Consider the following 18,334-nt stretch of genomic DNA (forward strand, 5'->3'; position numbering starts at 1 on the left):
CGGCGGCGCGGGTGCCGACACGCTGAGCGGCGGCGATGGCACCGACACGCTGGTCTATGGCGGCGCGGACGGGGCTCTCGTCGACCTGCGCACCGGCTATACGGCCGGCCAGGCGGCGGGCGACGTGATCAGCGGCTTCGAGAACGTGCTCGGCGGCTCAGGGAACGACACGGTCTACGGCTCGGCCGAGGCCAACGAGCTCAACGGCCAGGGCGGCAACGACATCCTGGCCGGGGCGGATGGCCATGACACCCTGTGGGGCGGCGCCGGCAACGACTGGCTCGAGGGCGGCAGCGGCGACGATCTCGTCGCGGGCGGCGCCGGCGACGACCGCCTGGTCGGCGGCGCGGGCAACGACGTGCTGCACGGCGAGGCGGGGCGCGACACCTTCGTGTTCGAGAGCGCGCTGAATGCCACGAGCAACGTCGACCGGATCGCCGACTTCGCCGTGGCGGAGGACTGGATCGGGCTGAGCCGGAGCGTGTTCGGCGGCTTCGGCGCGTCGGTGTCGCTGGTGATCGGGACGGCGGCGACGGCCAACAACGCGGCGCAGGTCGTGTACGACAGCGCGACCGGCGCGCTGTTCTACGATCCGGATGGCGCAAGCCCGGCCGCGCAGGTGAAGTTCGCCCAGCTCGCTGCCGGGCTGGCGCTGACCTCGGCCAACTTCGTCCTGAACTGAGCGGGGACCGCAGTCTCACAATGAATGAAGGGCCGGTCTGCCGACCGGCCCTTCTCATGTTTAGGATGAAGCTTAAGGTCTCAGGCCGCTTCCTCGGTCGAGCCGAGGCGCTTGTCGAGATACTCGTCCACCGCCACCATCAGCTCCTCGACGCGGCCGTCGAAGAAGTGGTTGGCGCCCTCGATTACCGCATGCTCGAGCTTGACGCCCTTCTGGGTCTTCACCTTCTCGATGACGCTGATCACGTCCCTGACGGGGGCCACGCGGTCCTCGGAGCCGTGCACGAACAGGCCGGAGGACGGGCAGGGGGCGAGGAACGAGAAATCGTAGCGGTTGGCCATAGCGGCGATCGAGATGAAGCCCTCGATTTCCGGGCGGCGCATGAGGAGCTGCATGCCGATCCAGGCGCCGAAGGACACGCCGGCGATCCAGCAGGCGCGGGCGTCCGGGTTCATGGCCTGGGCCCAGTCGAGGGCTGCGGCGGCATCCGAGAGTTCACCCTGTCCATGGTCGAAGGCGCCCTGGCTGCGGCCGACGCCGCGGAAGTTGAAGCGCAGGACCGAGAAGCCCCGCTTCACGAAGTCATAGTACAGGTTATAGACGATCTGGTTGTTCATCGTCCCGCCGAATTGCGGGTGCGGGTGCAGGATGATGGCGATGGGAGCGCCTTTTTCCTTGGCAGGCTGGTAGCGCCCCTCGATGCGACCGGCAGGACCCGTGAAGATGACTTCAGGCATGTACGCGAACCTCTTGATCACCTCTCCAGGGAGAGGGAAAACCCTGACACGACCTTGACTTCAGGTCGCGGATTCTCCTAAAAGAACCCTTAGAATTATTCTAAAGTGTTCCAATGTTTCATTTTCCGGACGGCAACGGCTCCGGGGAGAAACACGGGACAGATGTGGTTGAGGTGCTTTAGCACGGCAACCAGGGTCGATTGCAAGAATTTCGTGAGGCCTCAGGGCAGCTATGACGTTCAGCCCGCGCACCTATCTCGACCATAACGCGACTTCGCCGCTGCGGCCGGAGGTTGCGGAGGCGGTTCTGCGCGCGCTCCAGCTTCCCGGCAACGCTTCGTCGGTCCATGCGGAGGGACGCGCCGCCCGGGCGGAAATCGAGAAGGCCCGCGAGAAAGTGGCGCGCCTCGTCGGCGCCAAGGCGAAGAGCGTCGTCTTCACGAGCGGCGGGACCGAAGCGGCCAATCTCGTCCTGACGCCCGGCTTCCGACGCCTGGGGCAGACGGGGGCGACGAAGCTTCTGGTGGGGGCCGTCGAGCATCCCTGTGTTCTCAACGGTCACCGCTTCCCCGCGGACGCTGTCGATGTCATTCCCGTCGATGACCAGGGCATCCTTGATCTCGTCTGGCTCAAGGCCCAATTGGGGAAGGCCGGAGACGAGCGGATCCTTGTATCGGTCCAGCTTGCCAATAACGAGACCGGCGTGCTGCAGCCGGTGGCCGAGGCGGCCCGGCTTGTTCACGAGCATGGCGGGCTGATCCACACGGACGCGGTCCAGGCGGCGGGCAAGATCCCGGTCGATATCGCCGGGCTCGGCGTCGATGCGATCACGCTCTCCGCGCACAAGATCGGCGGCCCGAAGGGTGTCGGAGCGCTGATCCTGGCCTCGGACCAGTTCGAGATCGGCGACAAGCTGATCCGCGGCGGCGGCCAGGAAAAGGGATTCAGGGCTGGTACCGAGAACGTGGCAGCCATTGCGGGCTTCGGCGCCGCGGCCGAGTTGGCTCAGGCGGGCCTCGAAGACGAAGCGAGGCGGCTTCGGGAGCTGCGCGGCGAGGCCGAGGCTCAGGTTCGCCGGATCGCGCCGGATGCACTTGTTGTGGCTTTCGCTGCGGAAAGGTTGCCTAACACCTTCGCCTTTGCCATACCCGGCCTCAAGGCCGAGACGGCACTGATCGCCTTCGATCTGGCAGGCGTGGCCCTGTCCTCCGGTTCGGCCTGCTCGTCCGGAAAGGTCAAGCGATCGCATGTGCTCGACGCCATGGGCGTGGAGCCGACCCTCGCAGAGGGTGTTTTGCGTGTAAGTTTGGGGTGGTCGACCACGCACGAGGACGTAATCCGCTTTGCGGAGGCGTGCGAAAGGGTGGTCGGCACCTTATATAAGCGGAAGGCGAGCGCGGCCTGAGAGAGCCGGTTCGCGTTCCTTCAGTCATCAACCCGCGGCCCTTGAAGCCGTGAGCGGTGGGAGAGACAGATGCCTGCAGTGCAGGAAACGATCGATCAGGTGCGTTTGATCGACGTCGATCAGTACAAGTACGGCTTCGAGACCGAGGTCGAGATGGAGAAGGCGCCCAAGGGCCTCTCCGAGGACGTGATCCGCTTCATCTCGGCCAAGAAGGGCGAGCCGGAGTGGATGCTCCAGTGGCGTCTCGATGCCTATAAGCGCTGGCTCACCATGAAGGAGCCGAACTGGGCGCGCGTGTCGTACGACAAGATCGACTACAACGACATCTATTATTACGCGGCTCCGAAGAAGAACCCGGCGCCGAAGTCCCTCGACGAGGTGGATCCGGAGATTCTCAAGACCTATGAGAAGCTCGGCATTCCGCTGCGCGAGCAGGAGATCCTCGCCGGCGTCGAGCCGGAGCGCCGGGTCGCCGTGGACGCGGTGTTCGACAGCGTGTCGGTCGCCACGACCTTCAAGGAAGAACTCGCCAAGGCCGGCGTGATCTTCATGCCGATCTCGGAGGCGATCCGGGAGTATCCGGACCTCGTGCGCCAGTATCTCGGCTCGGTCGTGCCGGTGACGGACAACTTCTTCGCCACCCTGAACTCGGCCGTATTCACCGACGGCTCGTTCGTCTACATCCCGCCGGGCGTCCGCTGCCCGATGGAGCTGTCGACCTATTTCCGCATCAACGAGAAGAACACCGGCCAGTTCGAGCGCACCTTGATCATCGCCGACAAGGGCTCCTACGTGTCGTATCTCGAAGGCTGCACGGCGCCCAAGCGTGACGAGAACCAGCTTCACGCCGCCGTGGTCGAGCTGATCGCCCTCGACGATGCCGAGATCAAGTATTCCACCGTCCAGAACTGGTACCCTGGCGATGCCGAGGGCCGGGGCGGCATCTACAACTTCGTGACCAAGCGCGGCGATTGCCGCGGCAGGAACTCGGTCATCACCTGGACCCAGGTGGAGACGGGCTCCGCGATCACCTGGAAGTATCCGTCCTGCATCCTGCGCGGTGACAACTCGCGCGGCGAGTTCTACTCGATCGCCGTGTCGAACGGGAAGCAACAGGTCGATTCCGGCACCAAGATGATCCATCTGGGCAAGAACACCACGAGCCGGATCATCTCGAAGGGCATCGCGGCGGGCAAGTCCGAGAACACCTATCGCGGTCTCGTGTCGGCTCACCGCAAGGCGACCGGCGCGCGCAACTTCACGAACTGCGACTCGCTCCTCATCGGCAACCAGTGCGGCGCGCACACGGTGCCCTACATCGAGTCGAAGAACGCCACCGCCGTGTTCGAGCACGAGGCGACCACATCGAAGATCTCCGAAGATCAGATGTTCTACTGCCAGCAGCGCGGTCTCTCGGAAGAAGAGGCGACGGCGCTCATCGTGAACGGCTTCGTGAAAGACGTCCTGCAGCAGCTCCCCATGGAGTTCGCCGTCGAGGCGCAGAAGCTGATCTCGATCTCGCTCGAAGGCTCTGTGGGCTAATCGAAAACCAATGGTGTCATCCCGGCCGAAGCGCAGCGCAGAGCCGGGATCGACCAAGCCAGTTCAATTCGGATAGCGGTCCCGGGTCTCGCTACGCTCGCCCGGGATGACGCGGATGGAAGTATCAAGATGCTCGAAATCAAGAACCTTGTTGTCCAGATCGAGGACAAGCGCATTCTCAACGGCCTCAACCTCACCGTGAACAAGGGTGAGGTCGCCGCCATCATGGGCCCGAACGGCTCGGGCAAGTCGACGCTGTCCTATGTGATCGCCGGCAAGGAGGACTACGAGGTCCTCGACGGCGAGATCCTGCTCGACGGCCAGAACCTGCTGGAGATGGAGCCGGATCAGCGCGCGGCCGCGGGCGTGTTCCTGGCCTTCCAGTATCCGCTGGAGATCCCCGGCGTCGCCTCGATGACCTTCCTGAAGGCTACCCTCAACGCCCAGCGCAAGGCGCGCGGCGAAGAGGAGCTGACCACGCCGGACTTCATCAAGCGCGTGAACGCCGCTGCCCAGCAGCTCGAAATTCCGAAGGACATGCTCAAGCGCGCTCTCAATGTCGGTTTCTCGGGCGGCGAGAAGAAGCGCATGGAGATCCTGCAGATGGCGCTGCTCCAGCCGACCTTCTGCATCCTGGACGAGACCGATTCCGGCCTCGACATCGACGCCCTGCGCATCGTGTCGGAGGGCGTGAACGCCTTGCGCTCGCCCGACCGTGCCTTTCTCGTCATCACGCACTATCAGCGCCTCCTGAACCACATCGTGCCCGACACCGTGCACGTGATGCATGCGGGCCGCATCGTGAAGACCGGCGGCAAGGAGCTGGCGCTCGAACTCGAGGCCAACGGCTATGCCGATTACCGGGAAAGCGAGGCCGCCTGAGATGGCTGACGTGACCCTTATGAAGACGCCGGCGGAAACAGCGCTGGTGCAGGCTTTCGAGAGTGCGAAGACGGCGTTGCCCGGCAACGGCGAGGCGCGCGCTCAGGCCTTCGAGCAGTTCAACTCGCGCGGTCTCCCGCACCGCCGGGTCGAGGAGTTCAAGTACACCGACCTGCGAACCCTCCTGCGCGAGGTGGCGCCTTTCGCCGGCGTTCCTTCGGCTGACGAGGCCAGGGCTGCCCTGACGAATGCCAAGGCTCTCGCGGGCGTCGAGGCGCTCCAGGTGCCGTTCGTGAACGGCCATTTCGTGCGCGAGGCGGTGGACTTCCATGCGCTTCCCGAGAACCTCGAGATCGTGCCGCTGGCGGAAGCCCTGGCGAACGGCCACGAGTGGCTGTCGCGCTTGAGCCCGGTCCAGTGGGCGAACGACAACCCGGTTTATCAGCTCAACACGTCCTTCATGGCCGACGGTGTCATGATCCGTGTGGCCGGGCCTGTCGAAACGCCCGTGCATCTGCGCTTCGTGACGGCGGCGAGTTCCGCCGTCGCCACGGCGACGCGCGTTCTCGTGGTCGTGGAGGAGGGCGCGTCCGTGACCCTGCTCGAAACGCACGAGAGCACCGACGGCGCCAACCACCAGCCGAACGACGTGGTGGAGATGATCGCAGGCGACCGCACCAACGTTCAGCACGTGCGCGTCAATGCCGAGGGCGACAAGGCGCTTGCCCTGTCGACGCTCGCAGCCAGGATCGGCGGCGAGGCCGTGTTCAACAGCATCAACGTGACGGCCGGTGCGGCGACCTCGCGGCATCAGGTGTTCGCCGTCCTCAACGGCGAGAACACGAAGCTGCGCGTGAACGGCGCGACGATGCTCAAGGGCTCGCAGCACGGCGACTCGACGCTCATCGTCGAGCACGGTGCTCCCCATTGCGAGAGCCGCGAGCTGTTCAAGACGGTCATCGACAACGAGGCGACCGGCGTCTTCCAGGGCAAGATCATCGTTCCCCATCATGCCCAGAAGACCGACGGCCGGATGATGTCGGCGGCGCTCCTCCTGGAGGAGGGCGGCTCCATGAACAACAAGCCGGAGCTCGAAATCTTCGCCGACGACGTGCAGTGCGCCCACGGCGCCACCTGCGGCCAGCTCGACGAGGATCTCCTGTTCTACCTCATGGCCCGCGGCCTGCCGAAGAAGGAGGCCGAAAGCCTCCTGGTCCAGGCCTTCCTGGGCGAAGCGCTGGAATTCGTGGAGAACGAAGCGGTCCGCGAGGCGCTCGTCTCTACGGTCGAGGGCTGGCTGAGGGCGCGAGCATAACCCTCCTCGTCATGCCCGGCCTTGTGCCGGGCATCCACGTCTTTGCATCGCGCCGACGTGGGAAGACGTGGGTGGCCGGGACAAGCCCGGCCATGACGGCAGAGAAACGGTTTTGGCAATGAACGCTCCAGTGAAGCCATACGACGTCGAAACGATCCGGGCGGAGTTTCCGATCTTAGGTCAACAGGTCTATGGCAAGCCGCTCGTCTATCTCGACAACGCCGCCTCGGCCCAGAAGCCGAAGGCCGTGATCGACGCCATGGTGAACACCATGCAGACGGGCTATTCCAATGTTCATCGCGGCCTGCACTACATGGCGAACGTGTCGACCGAGGGGTTCGAGCGCGCGCGGGAAACCGTGCGGGAGTTCCTCAACGCCGGGTCGATCGACGAGATCGTGTTCACCAAGTCGGCGACCGAAGCCTACAACCTGGTGGCGGATTCCTTCGGGCGCATGAATATCGGGGAGGGCGACGAGATCATCCTCTCCATCATGGAGCACCATTCCAACATCGTACCCTGGCATTTCCTGCGCGAGCGGAAGGGGGCGGTGATCAAATGGGCGCCGGTGGACGATGAGGGGAACTTCCTCCTTGAGGAATTCGAGAAGCTCATCACGCCGCGCACCAAGATCGTCGCCATCACGCATATGTCGAACGTGCTCGGCACCGTGACGCCCGCGAAGGAGATCATCCGCATCGCCCACGCCCATGGGGTCCCGGTCCTGATCGACGGAGCCCAGGGCGCGGTGCACCTCCAGGTGGACGTCCGCGACCTCGATGCGGATTTCTACGTCTTCACCGGACACAAGGTCTATGGACCGACCGGCATCGGCGTGCTCTACGGCAAGCGCGAATGGCTCGCGAAGATGCCGCCTTACTCGGGCGGCGGCGAGATGATCCGCGAGGTGAAGCAGGACGCGATCACCTATAACGACCCGCCGCACCGGTTCGAGGCCGGCACGCCCCCGATCATCGAGGCCATCGGCCTCGACGCGGCTCTGCGCTTCATGATGCAGCTCGGGCGGGAGAACATTCAGGCGCACGAGGCGGCGCTCTCGGCCTATGCCCATGAGCGCCTGGGGGCCATGAACTCGATCCGGATCATCGGCCGCGCCAAGGGCAAGGGTTCCATCCTGGCTTTCGAGATGAAGAACGCGCACGCCCATGACGTTGCGACGATCATCGACCGGCAGGGCGTGGCCGTCCGCGCCGGCACCCATTGCGCCATGCCGCTGCTCGAACGCTTCGGCGCGACCTCGACCTGCCGCGCTTCATTTGGCCTCTACAACACCATGCAAGAAGTCGATAAGCTGGCGGAAGCCCTGCAGAAGGCGGAAGCCCTGTTTGCTTGAGGATTAGACCTGTGAACGACATGACCCCGACCCAGGATGGGCCCAACGCGCCGCAGGTGTCCCCGGGTTCCACCATTCCGCCGGAAGAGCTCGACCGCATGACGGACGACATCATCTCGGCGCTCAAGACCGTCTACGATCCGGAAATTCCGTCGGACATCTACGAACTCGGTCTGATTTACCGAGTCGATATCGACGACGACCGCAATGTCGTCATCGACATGACCCTGACCGCGCCGGGATGCCCGGTCGCCGGCGAAATGCCCGGCTGGGTGGAAAACGCCGTTGCGAGTGTCCAGGGCGTTCAGAGCGTCAAGGTGAACATGGTGTTCGATCCGCCGTGGGATCAGAGCCGCATGTCCGACGAGGCCCGTGTCGCCCTCGACATGTGGTGAGCCTCGGCTCTCAAAATCTGTTCCATGTCATGGCCGGGCTTGTCCCGGCCATGTTAGTTACGGAGTGCTTCGCACTGTCATTCCGGGGCGCCGTAGGCGAACCCGGAACCCATAACCGCTACGGATTCAACGGATGGTGAGACGCTGATCGCCTTTGCCTTCCATGTCGGCGGCTATAGGTTCCGGGCTCCGCTGCGCGGCCCCGGAATGACAGTGCGTTTGTCGCTTTAACCTGTGCTAAGTTTCTCCGACCCTGCCGGCGTTTGCTGGAGGTCGAAGGAGGCCAGCATGGACACGCCTCGATCCTCTGAAACTCTGCAAACCCGCTGCTGTATCGTCGGCGGCGGGCCGGCCGGGATGATGCTGGGGTTTCTGCTGGCCTGGCAGGGGATCGATGTGGTGGTCCTTGAAAAGCATGCCGATTTCCTGCGGGATTTCCGTGGCGATACGATTCACCCCTCGACCCTAGAAATCATGTACGAGCTGGGCCTGCTGCAGGAATTCCTCGCCAGGCCGCATCAGGAGACGCAGACCGTCAGCCTCGTCGTCGGGGGCGAAACGCTGAAGTTGGGTGACTTTTCGCATCTGCCCACGCGGTGCAAGTTCATCGCCTTCATGCCGCAATGGGACTTTCTGGATTTCCTGGCCGATCACGCACGTGCCTATCCGCATTTCCATCTGCGGACACTAGCGGAAGCGACCGACCTGATCGAGGAGCAGGACAAGGTCGTGGGTGTCCGGGTGGCGACCCCGGACGGTCCTCTCGAGGTGCGGGCCGATCTCATCGTGGCGGCTGACGGGCGGCGCTCGGTGGTGCGCGAGAAGGCGGGTCTCGAGATCCTGGATCTCGGCGCACCCATGGACGTGCTCTGGATGAGGGTGTCGAAGCTGCCGGGCGACCCGAGCCAGCTGCTCGGGCGGATCGAGGCCGGACAGATGCTGGTGATGATCGACCGCGGCGAGTACTGGCAATGCGCCTATCTCATCCCGAAAGGCACGGTCGAGCAACTCCGTCAGGAGGGGCTTCCGGCGTTTCGGGCGAAGCTTGAAGGGCTGGCCCCCTTCCTCGGAAGCCGGGTGGAGGAGCTGCAATCCTGGGACGACATCAAGCTTCTGACCGTCGCCGTGGATCGGCTGAAGCAATGGTTCAAGCCGGGCCTTCTCTGTATCGGCGATGCCGCCCATGCCATGTCACCGGCGGGCGGGGTCGGGATCAATCTCGCCATTCAGGATGCGGTCGCGACGGCCAATATCCTGGGACCGTTGCTGAAGCAGGGGCCTGTCGGGCCTGAATCTCTCGCCCTCGTGCAGAAGCGGCGCGAATGGCCGACCCGGATGACGCAAGGATTCCAGGTCCTGCTGCAGAACCGTCTGATCGATCCGGTCCTGAAAAGCAGGAAGCCGGTCTCAGCGCCCTGGATCGTCCGCATGCTGGCCCGCTGGCCGCTCTTCCGCCGGCTTCCCGCCCGGCTGATCGGCATCGGCTTCCGGCCCGAGCACATTCGGTAGCGGCTCGTCGCCATCCGTCATGCCGTCCACCTCCTCGACGGAGGACAACACGGGTGAGCGGGGTGCGTCGGGCACCGCGGCGAACATGGCCCGGGCGATTTCCTGCTCGCCCATGACGACGCGGGAGGCTCCGTACTTCATCACGTGCTCCTCCTGGGCGTCGGAGTGAACGCGGACGATGATCGGCAGGTCCGGATTGATCCTGCGGGCCTGCTCGACGACCTGGCCGCTCTCGAAGGCGTCCGGGATTGCCACCAGGAGGCACCGGGCCTCCTTGACGTTCGCGGCAGCGGCCACATCGGGAGCCGCGGCATTGCCGACGATGATCTGCTGGTCGTCCCTCTGCAGCTCGGCGACCTGGTTCTTGTTCGTCTCGATGACCAGGAAGGGCGTGCCGGAGGTCGCCAGCTTGCCGGTGATGAACTTGCCGACCCGTCCGTGACCCACAAGAACCACGTGGTCGGTGAGGGCAGTGATCGGCAGCGGCTCGGCGACAGGTGCAGGCGCTTCCTCTGTCACGACTGCCGGGCTCTCGGAGGGCACTGTCTCGGCTTTAGCGGCAGCCTCGCGCTTCGCGGTCCAGCGGTCCAGCAGGGCGAACAGGAACGGGTTCGTCAGGGTCGACAGGATGGCGCCGGCCAGGATCAGGTCGCGGCCCATTTCCGGCATGAGTTTCAGGTCCACGCCGAGGCCGGCGAGAATGAAGGAGAATTCACCGATCTGCGCGAGGCTCGCCGCGATGGTCAGGGCGGTCGAGTCCGGGTGGCGGAAGAGCCGTACGATGGCAAACGCCGCGAGCGACTTGCCGACCACAATGATCAGGAAGGTCACCAGGACTGGGCCGAACTCGTTGACGAGGATCATCGGGTCGAACAGCATGCCGACCGAGACGAAGAAGAGGACTGCGAACGCATCACGCAGCGGCAGGGTCTCCGAAGCGGCCTGATGGCTGAGTTCGGACTCGCTCAGCACCATGCCGGCGAAGAAGGCGCCGAGGGCGAAGGACACGCCGAAGAGCTGCGCCGCCCCGAAGGCGGCTCCCAGGGCGATGGCCAGGACCGCCAGACGGAAGAGCTCGCGTGAGCCGGTATGGGCCACGTAGTGCAGGATCCAGGGAATCACGCGCCGGCCGACGATCAGCATGACGGCCACGAAGGCCACGACCTTGCCGAGGGTGATGCCGAGCGAGACCGCGATGGATTCGAGATCCGCCGAGGCGCTGGAGGTCGCGTTCGCGAAGGCGGGCAGGAGCACCAGCGTCAGGACCATGGCCAGGTCCTCGACGATCAGCCATCCGACCGCGATATGGCCGCGCTCGGTCTCGACGAGGCGGCGCTCCTGCAGGGCGCGCAGCAGCACGACCGTACTGGCGACAGAGAGCGCCAGACCGAAGACGAGGCCGCTGGTCGGGGTCCACCCCATCGCCCAGGCGAGCCCCATGCCGAGAAGCGTGGCGCTGGCGATCTGGACGATGGCGCCCGGGATCGCGATGGCTTTGACGGAGAGCAGATCCTTCAGGGAGAAATGAAGACCCACGCCGAACATCAGCAGGATCACGCCGATTTCGGCGAGTTGGTTCGCGAGCCCCTGGTCGGCCACGTAGCCCGGCGTGAAAGGGCCGGCGAGGACACCGGCGAGAAGGTAGCCGATGAGCGGGGAGAGGCGGAATCGGTGGGCGACGGTGCCGAGGGTGAATGCCATCACGAGGCCGACGACGATGGTCGATATCAGCGGCGTGTGATGCGGCATCTGCTCTCCTTGGGAAGCGGCGGACCTTGGGACGGGATGCATCCGATATGATGGACCTCGACCGTAGGAGCAACCCTGAACGGTCTCGACGTTTGCCGTTTCAGCTCTTATCTATGGGGGATCGAACTCGTTCTGCCCGGGCCTTGAACCCGGCCGTCAGGAGAGAAGGCTTATGGCACTACCCGGTTTCAAGGTCGTCACCTTGACCGACGCGGCGGCGAACCGCGTCAAGGACATCATCGGCAAGGCGGACCGCCCCATCGTCGGCGTGCGCGTCGGCGTCAAGAACGGCGGCTGCGCCGGCATGTCCTACACCATGGAATATGCGGAAAGCGTCAACCCGCTCGACGAGGTGGTCGAGGACAAGGGCGTGACCGTTCTGATCGATCCCAAGGCCGTGCTGTTCCTGCTCGGCACCGAGATGGATTTCCAGACCACCAAGATGTCGTCCCAGTTCGTCTTCAACAATCCGAACCAGACCTCGGCCTGCGGCTGCGGCGAGTCGGTGGCGATCACGCCTGCGACGCCTGCGGCCCTTCAATCGGCCGGTTAGCGCGTCGGAACCACACCATGGATCCCGAGGACCTTCGCGATATCTTCCGCAGCCTCGGGCCCGTTCATATCCGGCGGATGTTCGGCGGGCAGGGGGTCTATCAGGGCGACTTGATGTTCGCCCTCGTGGCTTCCGGTGAAGTCTATCTCAAGGCCGATGACGAGACGGCCCGGTTCTTCCGGGAGCGAGGCTCGCGCCCTTTCGCCTACGAAACCCGTGACGGCCGCAGAAGCATCATGAGTTACTGGCTCATGCCGGAATCGGCGCTCGACGATCCCGACGAGGCGGCAGAGCTTGCCGTGATGGCCGTGTCGGCCGCCCGGAGGGCGAAATCGGCCCAGGCGCAAAGAGGCGGCCGGGCCAAGCCGGCCCGCAGGGTCCCGAAGAAGGCCGCGGAGCGCGCTACTTAGCTTTTTTCGTCGTCACGGAGCGCATGAGGAAGGCCGGGACGTGATCGCCGAGGCCGATCACCTTCTCGTCCATGTCGTCGTCGCGCCGCGAGCGTCCCTGGTAACCCCGATCGTGGGAGCGCTCTTGGCGCTCGTGACGATCTTGGCGCTCATGACGATCCTGGCGCTCCTGCCTCGGCCTGCGGTTCTCGTGCTCCTCGCGGGGAGCCTGCGCCGCGCGCGGGGCGGGAGCTTCCTCCCGCGCCTCGTCGGAGGGACCACGGCTCCGGCCGGACGAGCGGACCTTGACCTTGCGGCCGCGCGAGCGGTCCTCGCCCCGTCCGCCGCGACGGCGGGAAGAACCTTCCGAGGCCGGGCGCTCGGCGAGGGTCGGGCCCTGCCACTCGATCGGCTGGCCGATCAGCTTCTCGATGGCCGCCAGGGATTTCTCGTCGCCCGGGCCCACCAGCGTGAAGGATTGGCCGCTTCGTCCCGCACGGCCCGTACGGCCGATCCGGTGCACGTAATCCTCCGCGTGATGCGGAATGTCATAGTTGAACACGTGGCTGACCGCCGGAATGTCCAGGCCGCGGGCCGCCACGTCGCTGGCGACGAGGATCGGCATCTCGCCGCTGCGGAAGCTGTCGAGAGCGGCCATGCGGGCATGCTGGTCCATGTCGCCGTGGAGCGCCACCGCGTCGAAGCCGTGCTTCTGCAAGGAACGGTGCAGGACCGCCACGTCGCGCTTGCGGTTGCAGAACACGATGGCGTTCTGCAGGTCCGTCGCGCCCCGGATCAGTTCGCGCAGGGTCTCGCGCTTCTCGTAATCCTCGCGTCCGGTCGCCACGAGGCGCTGGGTGATCGTCGAAGCCGTCGAGGCGGCGCGGGCGACCTCCACCTTCACCGGATTGTGAAGGAAGGCGTCGGCGAGGCGCTGGATCTCCGGCGGCATGGTGGCGGAGAAGAACAGGGTCTGGCGGGTGAACGGCACCAGTTTCACGATCCGCTCGATATCCGGGATGAAGCCCATGTCGAGCATCCGGTCGGCCTCGTCGATCACGAGCAGCTCGACGCCGGTGAGCAGGAGCTTGCCGCGCTCGAAATGGTCGAGCAGGCGGCCGGGCGTGGCGATCAGCACGTCGACGCCCCGGGTGATCTTGGCATCCTGGTCGCCGAAGGACACGCCGCCGATCAGCAGGGCCACGGAAAGCTTGTGATTGATCCCGTATTTGTCGAAGTTCTCCTCGACCTGGGCGGCCAGCTCGCGCGTCGGCTCGAGGATGAGCGTGCGGGGCATGCGCGCCCGGGCGCGCCCTGTTTCGAGAAGGGTGAGCATCGGGAGCGTGAAGGCCGCCGTCTTGCCCGTGCCGGTCTGGGCGATGCCAAGGACATCGCGGCGGGAGAGGACATGCGGAATGGCCTGGGCCTGGATGGGCGTCGGCTCGGTGTATCCGGCGCTTGCTACGGCCTGTTGAACTTTATCGCTAAGTCCGAGTTCGGCGAACGACATGAATGCTAATTACCGTTGAGGGGCTAGGCGCGCTCTTAAGTGCCGGCCGCGCTCTACGGCAACAAACAGGCGCGAGACTGGTTTCACCTGAGGGTCTTGCTCAAGTTAAGGAGTGGCGGGACCATAAGATAAGCTATGCGCTTGTCAATCCAAGGAAACTTGCCGAGAGGCGACAAAGGGAAATTTGAATGGCCGAAACACTTGTTCTGATTCCCGGATTGGCCTGCACGGTCCGGCTCTTCCAGCCCCAGATCGCCGCCCTGTCCTCGGACCGCACCATCGTCGTGGCGGACCAGGTTCAGGATGATTCGATTGCCGCGATGGCCAGCCGGCTTCTGCGGGACGTGCCCGGGACCTTCTCTCTCGCGGGGCTCTCCATGGGCGGGTACATCGCCATGGAGGTGATGCGGCAGGCGCCGGAACGGGTGGAGCGGCTGGCCCTGCTCGATACCAGCGCACGCCCGGACACGCCCGAAGCGACCCGGGATCGCGAGCGCCTGATCGCCCTCGCGGAGGCGGGGCGCCTCGACGAGATCGATTCCGCGCTCTGGCCCCGCCTCGTGCATCCCGACCACCGGGGCGACCGAGCCCTTCATGACATCATGCTCGGAATGATGCGGGAGACTGGCGCCGAAGCTTATATCCGCCAGCAGCGGGCCATCATGGCACGGGCCGATTCGCGCCCGTCGCTGCCGGGAATCGAAATCCCGACCCTGATTCTCGTCGGGGAGGGTGATTCGATTACGCCGCCCGAGATCGCCCGAGAGATGGCGGACATGATCGAATGGGCGTCGCTGGTGGTGGTGCCTGAGGCAGGGCACATGTCGACCCTCGAGCAGCCTGATCGGGTCACTCATGCGATGCAATTGTGGCTTAACGGCCGTTAACCATGCCGACACCCGAGGCTTGCGAAACTCGTCGCGAAGATGGTCAATGAGTGATTACCGGATCCGCCGACCGCTTGTCGAGCCCTTTGAAACACGAACAAGTCTTTGATCCGGAACGTCTATTTCAAGATTTTGGCAGTCGGGGAGAAGGCGGCGTCCGGGTCGGCGACGCGGTAAAATCCGCCAACTTTCGGTTGCGGATGTGAAAAGCCGCGCTTCTTGTCTTAACTGTGGCAGGAAAGTGACAGACGGTAGGGCAGGTCTGAGCTACAAGCTGCGTCACATCCTTCTAACAGATGGACCAAGACAAATGAAAAAGATCCTCCTCTCTTCGGTTGCCCTCCTCGGCCTCGCTTCTGGCGCTCTGGCTGCTGACCTCCCGTCCCGCCGCGCTCCGGCTCCGGTCATCGCTGCCGTTCCGGTCTTCACCTGGACCGGCTTCTACGTCGGTGTGAACGCTGGCTACGGCTGGAACACGAACGACGACTTCGTTTTCAACAACGTTCGTTACAACCTCAATGACGACGGCGGCTTCGTCGGCGGCGCGCAGGCTGGCTACAACTACCAGATCGGTTCGTTCGTGGTCGGTCTCGAAGGCGACATCCAGTACGCCGATTTCGGCGGCAATGACGTCATCCTCGCTGACGGCACCATTGCTGACTTCAACAACAGCGACTGGTTCGGCACGGTTCGTGCTCGCGCCGGTGTGGCTTTCGACCGCGCTCTGATCTACGCAACCGGCGGCTTCGCCTTCGCTGACGGCGCCACGGGCTGGACCGTCGGTGGCGGTATCGAGTACGCCATCACCAACAACCTGTCGGCCAAGGTCGAAGGTCTGTACGTGAACCTCGACCAGGACGACAACTTCCTGGGCATCAACAACGACGCCGAGTTCGGCGTGGTTCGCGCTGGTCTGAACTACCGCTTCAGCACCTACTAAGACTCATCGCTTCGGCGAATGAGAAGGCCCGGTGGAAACACCGGGCCTTTTTGTTTTTCGGGGCCGAACATCCGGCATCGCGCGGTGGGTCAGGATCCATTGGGCCGACAATACCCTTGGCGCTAAAGATTATAGTGGTATCGGCAAATGACGAGGTGTTGAAATACAGCCCTTCCGGGCGGCCAATCCCTCTTCAATTTCCAAAGACTGAAATTCAAAGCGAGCGTCAGGCCAAGGGTTAAGCAAGGATACCGATCACTCAGTTGTTGCACCGCGATCGCTAAATGGCCGTTCCCGACAAAGGCGGTCACCGAGCAAACCGTTATCCAGCAAGGCCACGCGCCATGCCGATCAATGCCTTGAGCGCGGCCGATGGATTTCGTCTGCTAGGATAGTAGAGACACAAGGGTGCTAGCAGTGGCGTCCAATCTTCCAAGACCCGAACGAGACGCCCTGCCTCGATGTCTTCGCGCACATCGTACTCCATAAAGTAGCCGATGCCGACGTGATTGAGGACAGTGATGCGCGAGAGGCTGGCCTCGTCTAGCGTAATAGGACCTTGAACGTCGATCTGAACCGGCTGACCGTCCTTCTCGAATTGCCAGTGATGCAGCGCGCCATTCGGCAACCTGATCCGAAGACATGAATGGCGCAGAAGGTCGGGGGGCACGCGGGGCTTACCGTTGGCTTTGAAATACGCGGGCGATGCAACCACGGCGAAGCTGCGGGGAGAGCCGACGGGAATGGCAATCATGTCGCTCGGCACAAGGTCGGCGCGCCTCAGGCCAAGGTCGAACCCGTCGGCAACGATGTCCACGATCCGGCCCTCGGTGACGAGATCAACGTGAACTTGGGGATAGCGACGCAAGAACTCTAGCAGGAGCGGAGCAAGAACTTCCCGCGCGCCTGTTGCGAATGCATTGATCCGAAGAGTTCCGGACGGGGTTTCCTGCTGTGAGCGGGCGGCGCCCATTGCATCGTGAAGCGTCTTCACGGCAGGCCCGACATGATCGACGAAGTTCCGTCCAGCGTCCGTCAGGGAAACGCTACGGGTGGTGCGATTGAACAGTCGGACGCCGAGCTGGCGCTCCAGCTTGCCGATGACGTTGCTCAGCGCGGTTGTCGATAGTCCAAGTTCCAGCGCCGCTGCCCGGAACGATCCGCGCCGCGCAATGGCGAGAACAGCATCAAATTCGATCAGGCCGTGCTTCGACATTATCCCGATTTCCGCAACACCACATACCGATTTGTCCCTGTTATCGTGAACCATGTCTATCTCTAAATTGTCCTTGTCACGTCAAGGAGCCGAGCAATGCCGATCGAACTACCCAAGCCCATAGCCGACTATGTCGAGGCGAACGCCCGGCTCGATGTTGAGGGCATGCTGACCCCCTTCGTCACCGATGCTGTCGTTCTGGACAACGGAGGCCGTCACGAGGGCCACGCCGAACTGCGGACCTTGTTCGAAGAGGCGGTGATCCCCGTCCAGGCGATCTTCACGCCGGACACCGTTCGCCACGAGACCGGTCAGGTCATCGTCGAAGGGCCTGCCCACGGCGACTTCAAAGGCAGCCCGATCCGCTTCACCTATCGTTTCATGCTCGAAGACGACGCCATCAAGGCTTTGGAGATCACGGCATGAACATCAAGGCTGATCCGACAGAGTTTGCGGGAAAGCGCGTACTCATCAGCGGCGGCACCAAGGGTTTGGGCCGCGCCACCGTCGACCGCTTTCTGGCTGGCGGAGCCCGAGTGATCACTGCCGCCCGCGGGCTCCTGGAGCCCATGGACGGCGTTGATTTCGTACAGGCGGACCTCACAACCGCTGAGGGCGGGGAAACGCTGGCCAAGGCGGCGCTCGAACGCCTGGGCGGGATCGACATTCTGGCTCATGTGATCGGCGGATCGTCGACACCGGGCGGCGGCTTCGTCGCCCTGACGGACGACCACTGGCTGTCCGAACTGAACCGGAACCTCATGGCGACTGTTCGCCTTGATCGTCTCCTGATCCCGCAGATGATCGAGCGCGGCAGCGGTGCGGTGGTGCACGTGACTTCCATCCAGTCGGTCCTTCCGCTGCCGGAGGCCACCACCGCCTACGCTTCCGCCAAGGCGGCGCTCAGGACCTACAGCAAGTCAGTGTCAAAGGAGCTTGGTCCCAAGGGCGTGCGGGTCAACGTCGTCTCCCCCGGCTGGATCATGACCGAGGCGTCCGTGGATTTCCTGAAGCGCATACAGGCCGCCAATGGCGGCACCATCGAGGAGGCGCGGCAGGTCGTGCTCGACAGCCTAGGCGGGATCTCGATCGGGCGTGCTGCCGAACCTCATGAGGTCGCTGACGTCATCGCCTACTTGGCGTCGGATCGCGCCGCCGCGATCCACGGCGCCGAGTTTGTTATCGACGGAGGCACCGTTCCGACCGTCTGAAGTGATCGCCCTGCCGTTGGCTGCTAGATTAAACGTCGCGCCGTGTTGCTTCGGCGCG

At 64.1% G+C, this 18,334-nt stretch carries 18 protein-coding genes; 14 read left to right on the plus strand and 4 right to left on the minus strand.

Annotated elements, in window-relative coordinates; translation table 11 throughout:
- Positions 1–682: calcium-binding protein (locus DDF70_RS04335; RefSeq protein WP_162820215.1), on the plus strand; the 682-nt coding region annotated here is incomplete at its 5' end.
- An 80-nt stretch (positions 683–762) separates the two neighbouring features.
- On the opposite strand, the gene DDF70_RS04340 is transcribed toward DDF70_RS04335, so the two are convergent.
- Positions 763–1,419: an alpha/beta hydrolase gene (locus DDF70_RS04340; RefSeq protein WP_114943651.1), complete on the minus strand. Its 657-nt coding sequence runs from the start codon at positions 1,417–1,419 to the stop codon at positions 763–765.
- Between the two features lie 232 nt (positions 1,420–1,651).
- Between DDF70_RS04340 and DDF70_RS04345 the strand changes: the two genes are divergently transcribed.
- From DDF70_RS04345 to DDF70_RS04375, 7 genes are all read left to right on the plus strand, one after another.
- Positions 1,652–2,824 carry a cysteine desulfurase family protein gene (locus tag DDF70_RS04345; protein ID WP_114943652.1) on the plus strand — a complete coding sequence of 391 codons (1,173 nt, stop codon included), beginning with the start codon at positions 1,652–1,654 and terminating at the stop codon, positions 2,822–2,824.
- Between the two features lie 69 nt (positions 2,825–2,893).
- Entirely contained in the window at positions 2,894–4,366 is a 1,473-nt protein-coding gene (gene sufB, locus DDF70_RS04350; RefSeq protein WP_114943653.1) for a Fe-S cluster assembly protein SufB, read from the plus strand.
- A 129-nt stretch (positions 4,367–4,495) separates the two neighbouring features.
- Positions 4,496–5,248 (plus strand): Fe-S cluster assembly ATPase SufC, encoded by a 753-nt coding sequence (gene sufC, locus DDF70_RS04355; RefSeq protein WP_009490946.1) that lies wholly within the window; start codon positions 4,496–4,498, stop codon positions 5,246–5,248.
- A gap of 1 nt (position 5,249) precedes the next feature.
- Positions 5,250–6,563, plus strand: coding sequence for a Fe-S cluster assembly protein SufD (sufD, locus tag DDF70_RS04360; protein ID WP_114943654.1), 1,314 nt, complete (start codon positions 5,250–5,252; stop codon positions 6,561–6,563).
- Positions 6,564–6,681: 118 nt separating this feature from the next.
- Positions 6,682–7,917 carry a cysteine desulfurase gene (locus tag DDF70_RS04365; protein WP_114943655.1) on the plus strand — a complete coding sequence of 412 codons (1,236 nt, stop codon included), beginning with the start codon at positions 6,682–6,684 and terminating at the stop codon, positions 7,915–7,917.
- A 20-nt stretch (positions 7,918–7,937) separates the two neighbouring features.
- Positions 7,938–8,312 carry an SUF system Fe-S cluster assembly protein gene (locus DDF70_RS04370; RefSeq protein WP_114943886.1) on the plus strand — a complete coding sequence of 125 codons (375 nt, stop codon included), beginning with the start codon at positions 7,938–7,940 and terminating at the stop codon, positions 8,310–8,312.
- A gap of 288 nt (positions 8,313–8,600) precedes the next feature.
- A complete protein-coding gene (locus tag DDF70_RS04375) occupies positions 8,601–9,821 on the plus strand; it encodes an FAD-dependent oxidoreductase (protein ID WP_114943656.1) in 1,221 nt (406 codons plus the stop codon).
- On the opposite strand, the gene ybaL is transcribed toward DDF70_RS04375, so the two are convergent.
- Entirely contained in the window at positions 9,720–11,570 is a 1,851-nt protein-coding gene (gene ybaL, locus DDF70_RS04380; RefSeq protein WP_114943657.1) for a YbaL family putative K(+) efflux transporter, read from the minus strand. The two genes, DDF70_RS04375 and ybaL, sit on opposite strands and share 102 nt — an antisense overlap.
- A 172-nt stretch (positions 11,571–11,742) precedes the next feature.
- Here ybaL and DDF70_RS04385 point away from each other — a divergent pair, with 172 nt between their 5' ends.
- Both DDF70_RS04385 and DDF70_RS04390 read left to right on the plus strand, forming a co-directional pair.
- The gene (locus DDF70_RS04385; protein ID WP_114943658.1) at positions 11,743–12,123 is read left to right on the plus strand and encodes a HesB/IscA family protein; all 381 of its coding nucleotides are present in this window, start codon (positions 11,743–11,745) and stop codon (positions 12,121–12,123) included.
- Positions 12,124–12,140: 17 nt separating this feature from the next.
- Positions 12,141–12,533, plus strand: coding sequence for a TfoX/Sxy family protein (locus tag DDF70_RS04390; protein WP_114943659.1), 393 nt, complete (start codon positions 12,141–12,143; stop codon positions 12,531–12,533).
- Here DDF70_RS04390 and DDF70_RS04395 read toward each other — a convergent pair.
- The gene (locus tag DDF70_RS04395) at positions 12,526–14,022 is read right to left on the minus strand and encodes a DEAD/DEAH box helicase (protein WP_114943660.1); all 1,497 of its coding nucleotides are present in this window, start codon (positions 14,020–14,022) and stop codon (positions 12,526–12,528) included. The two genes, DDF70_RS04390 and DDF70_RS04395, sit on opposite strands and share 8 nt — an antisense overlap.
- Before the next feature lie 188 nt (positions 14,023–14,210).
- On the opposite strand from DDF70_RS04395, the gene DDF70_RS04400 reads away from it, so the two are divergent.
- Together DDF70_RS04400 and DDF70_RS04405 are read left to right on the plus strand one after the other, a co-directional pair.
- Positions 14,211–14,909, plus strand: a complete 699-nt coding sequence (locus DDF70_RS04400; protein WP_114943661.1) for an alpha/beta fold hydrolase — start codon at positions 14,211–14,213, stop codon at positions 14,907–14,909.
- A 310-nt stretch (positions 14,910–15,219) separates the two neighbouring features.
- Positions 15,220–15,849, plus strand: a complete 630-nt coding sequence (locus DDF70_RS04405; RefSeq protein WP_114943662.1) for an outer membrane protein — start codon at positions 15,220–15,222, stop codon at positions 15,847–15,849.
- 322 nt (positions 15,850–16,171) lie between these two features.
- Here DDF70_RS04405 and DDF70_RS04410 read toward each other — a convergent pair whose 3' ends face one another.
- Positions 16,172–17,065 (minus strand): LysR family transcriptional regulator, encoded by an 894-nt coding sequence (locus DDF70_RS04410; protein ID WP_114943663.1) that lies wholly within the window; start codon positions 17,063–17,065, stop codon positions 16,172–16,174.
- 96 nt (positions 17,066–17,161) lie between these two features.
- On the opposite strand from DDF70_RS04410, the gene DDF70_RS04415 reads away from it, so the two are divergent.
- Positions 17,162–17,491 carry a nuclear transport factor 2 family protein gene (locus DDF70_RS04415; protein ID WP_114943664.1) on the plus strand — a complete coding sequence of 110 codons (330 nt, stop codon included), beginning with the start codon at positions 17,162–17,164 and terminating at the stop codon, positions 17,489–17,491.
- Positions 17,488–18,276 (plus strand): SDR family oxidoreductase, encoded by a 789-nt coding sequence (locus tag DDF70_RS04420; protein WP_114943665.1) that lies wholly within the window; start codon positions 17,488–17,490, stop codon positions 18,274–18,276. The genes DDF70_RS04415 and DDF70_RS04420 overlap by 4 nt, the downstream gene beginning before the upstream one ends.
- Positions 18,277–18,334 lie beyond the last annotated feature (58 nt).

The sequence above is a fragment of the Microvirga calopogonii genome, from assembly GCF_003347665.1.
Taxonomy (GTDB): Bacteria; Pseudomonadota; Alphaproteobacteria; order Rhizobiales; family Beijerinckiaceae; genus Microvirga; species Microvirga calopogonii.

Coding starts and splice junctions, on each gene's coding strand:
- DDF70_RS04365 (WP_114943655.1), top strand. CDS start 6,682: ATGAACGCTCCAGTGAAGCCATACGACGTCGAAACGATCCGGGCGGAG.
- sufC (WP_009490946.1), top strand. CDS start 4,496: ATGCTCGAAATCAAGAACCTTGTTGTCCAGATCGAGGACAAGCGCATT.
- DDF70_RS04375 (WP_114943656.1), top strand. CDS start 8,601: ATGGACACGCCTCGATCCTCTGAAACTCTGCAAACCCGCTGCTGTATC.
- DDF70_RS04370 (WP_114943886.1), top strand. CDS start 7,938: ATGACCCCGACCCAGGATGGGCCCAACGCGCCGCAGGTGTCCCCGGGT.
- DDF70_RS04390 (WP_114943659.1), top strand. CDS start 12,141: ATGGATCCCGAGGACCTTCGCGATATCTTCCGCAGCCTCGGGCCCGTT.
- ybaL (WP_114943657.1), bottom strand. CDS start 11,570: ATGCCGCATCACACGCCGCTGATATCGACCATCGTCGTCGGCCTCGTG.
- DDF70_RS04420 (WP_114943665.1), top strand. CDS start 17,488: ATGAACATCAAGGCTGATCCGACAGAGTTTGCGGGAAAGCGCGTACTC.
- sufD (WP_114943654.1), top strand. CDS start 5,250: ATGGCTGACGTGACCCTTATGAAGACGCCGGCGGAAACAGCGCTGGTG.
- DDF70_RS04340 (WP_114943651.1), bottom strand. CDS start 1,419: ATGCCTGAAGTCATCTTCACGGGTCCTGCCGGTCGCATCGAGGGGCGC.
- DDF70_RS04405 (WP_114943662.1), top strand. CDS start 15,220: ATGAAAAAGATCCTCCTCTCTTCGGTTGCCCTCCTCGGCCTCGCTTCT.
- DDF70_RS04345 (WP_114943652.1), top strand. CDS start 1,652: ATGACGTTCAGCCCGCGCACCTATCTCGACCATAACGCGACTTCGCCG.
- DDF70_RS04395 (WP_114943660.1), bottom strand. CDS start 14,022: ATGTCGTTCGCCGAACTCGGACTTAGCGATAAAGTTCAACAGGCCGTA.
- sufB (WP_114943653.1), top strand. CDS start 2,894: ATGCCTGCAGTGCAGGAAACGATCGATCAGGTGCGTTTGATCGACGTC.
- DDF70_RS04410 (WP_114943663.1), bottom strand. CDS start 17,065: ATGTCGAAGCACGGCCTGATCGAATTTGATGCTGTTCTCGCCATTGCG.
- DDF70_RS04415 (WP_114943664.1), top strand. CDS start 17,162: ATGCCGATCGAACTACCCAAGCCCATAGCCGACTATGTCGAGGCGAAC.
- DDF70_RS04385 (WP_114943658.1), top strand. CDS start 11,743: ATGGCACTACCCGGTTTCAAGGTCGTCACCTTGACCGACGCGGCGGCG.
- DDF70_RS04400 (WP_114943661.1), top strand. CDS start 14,211: ATGGCCGAAACACTTGTTCTGATTCCCGGATTGGCCTGCACGGTCCGG.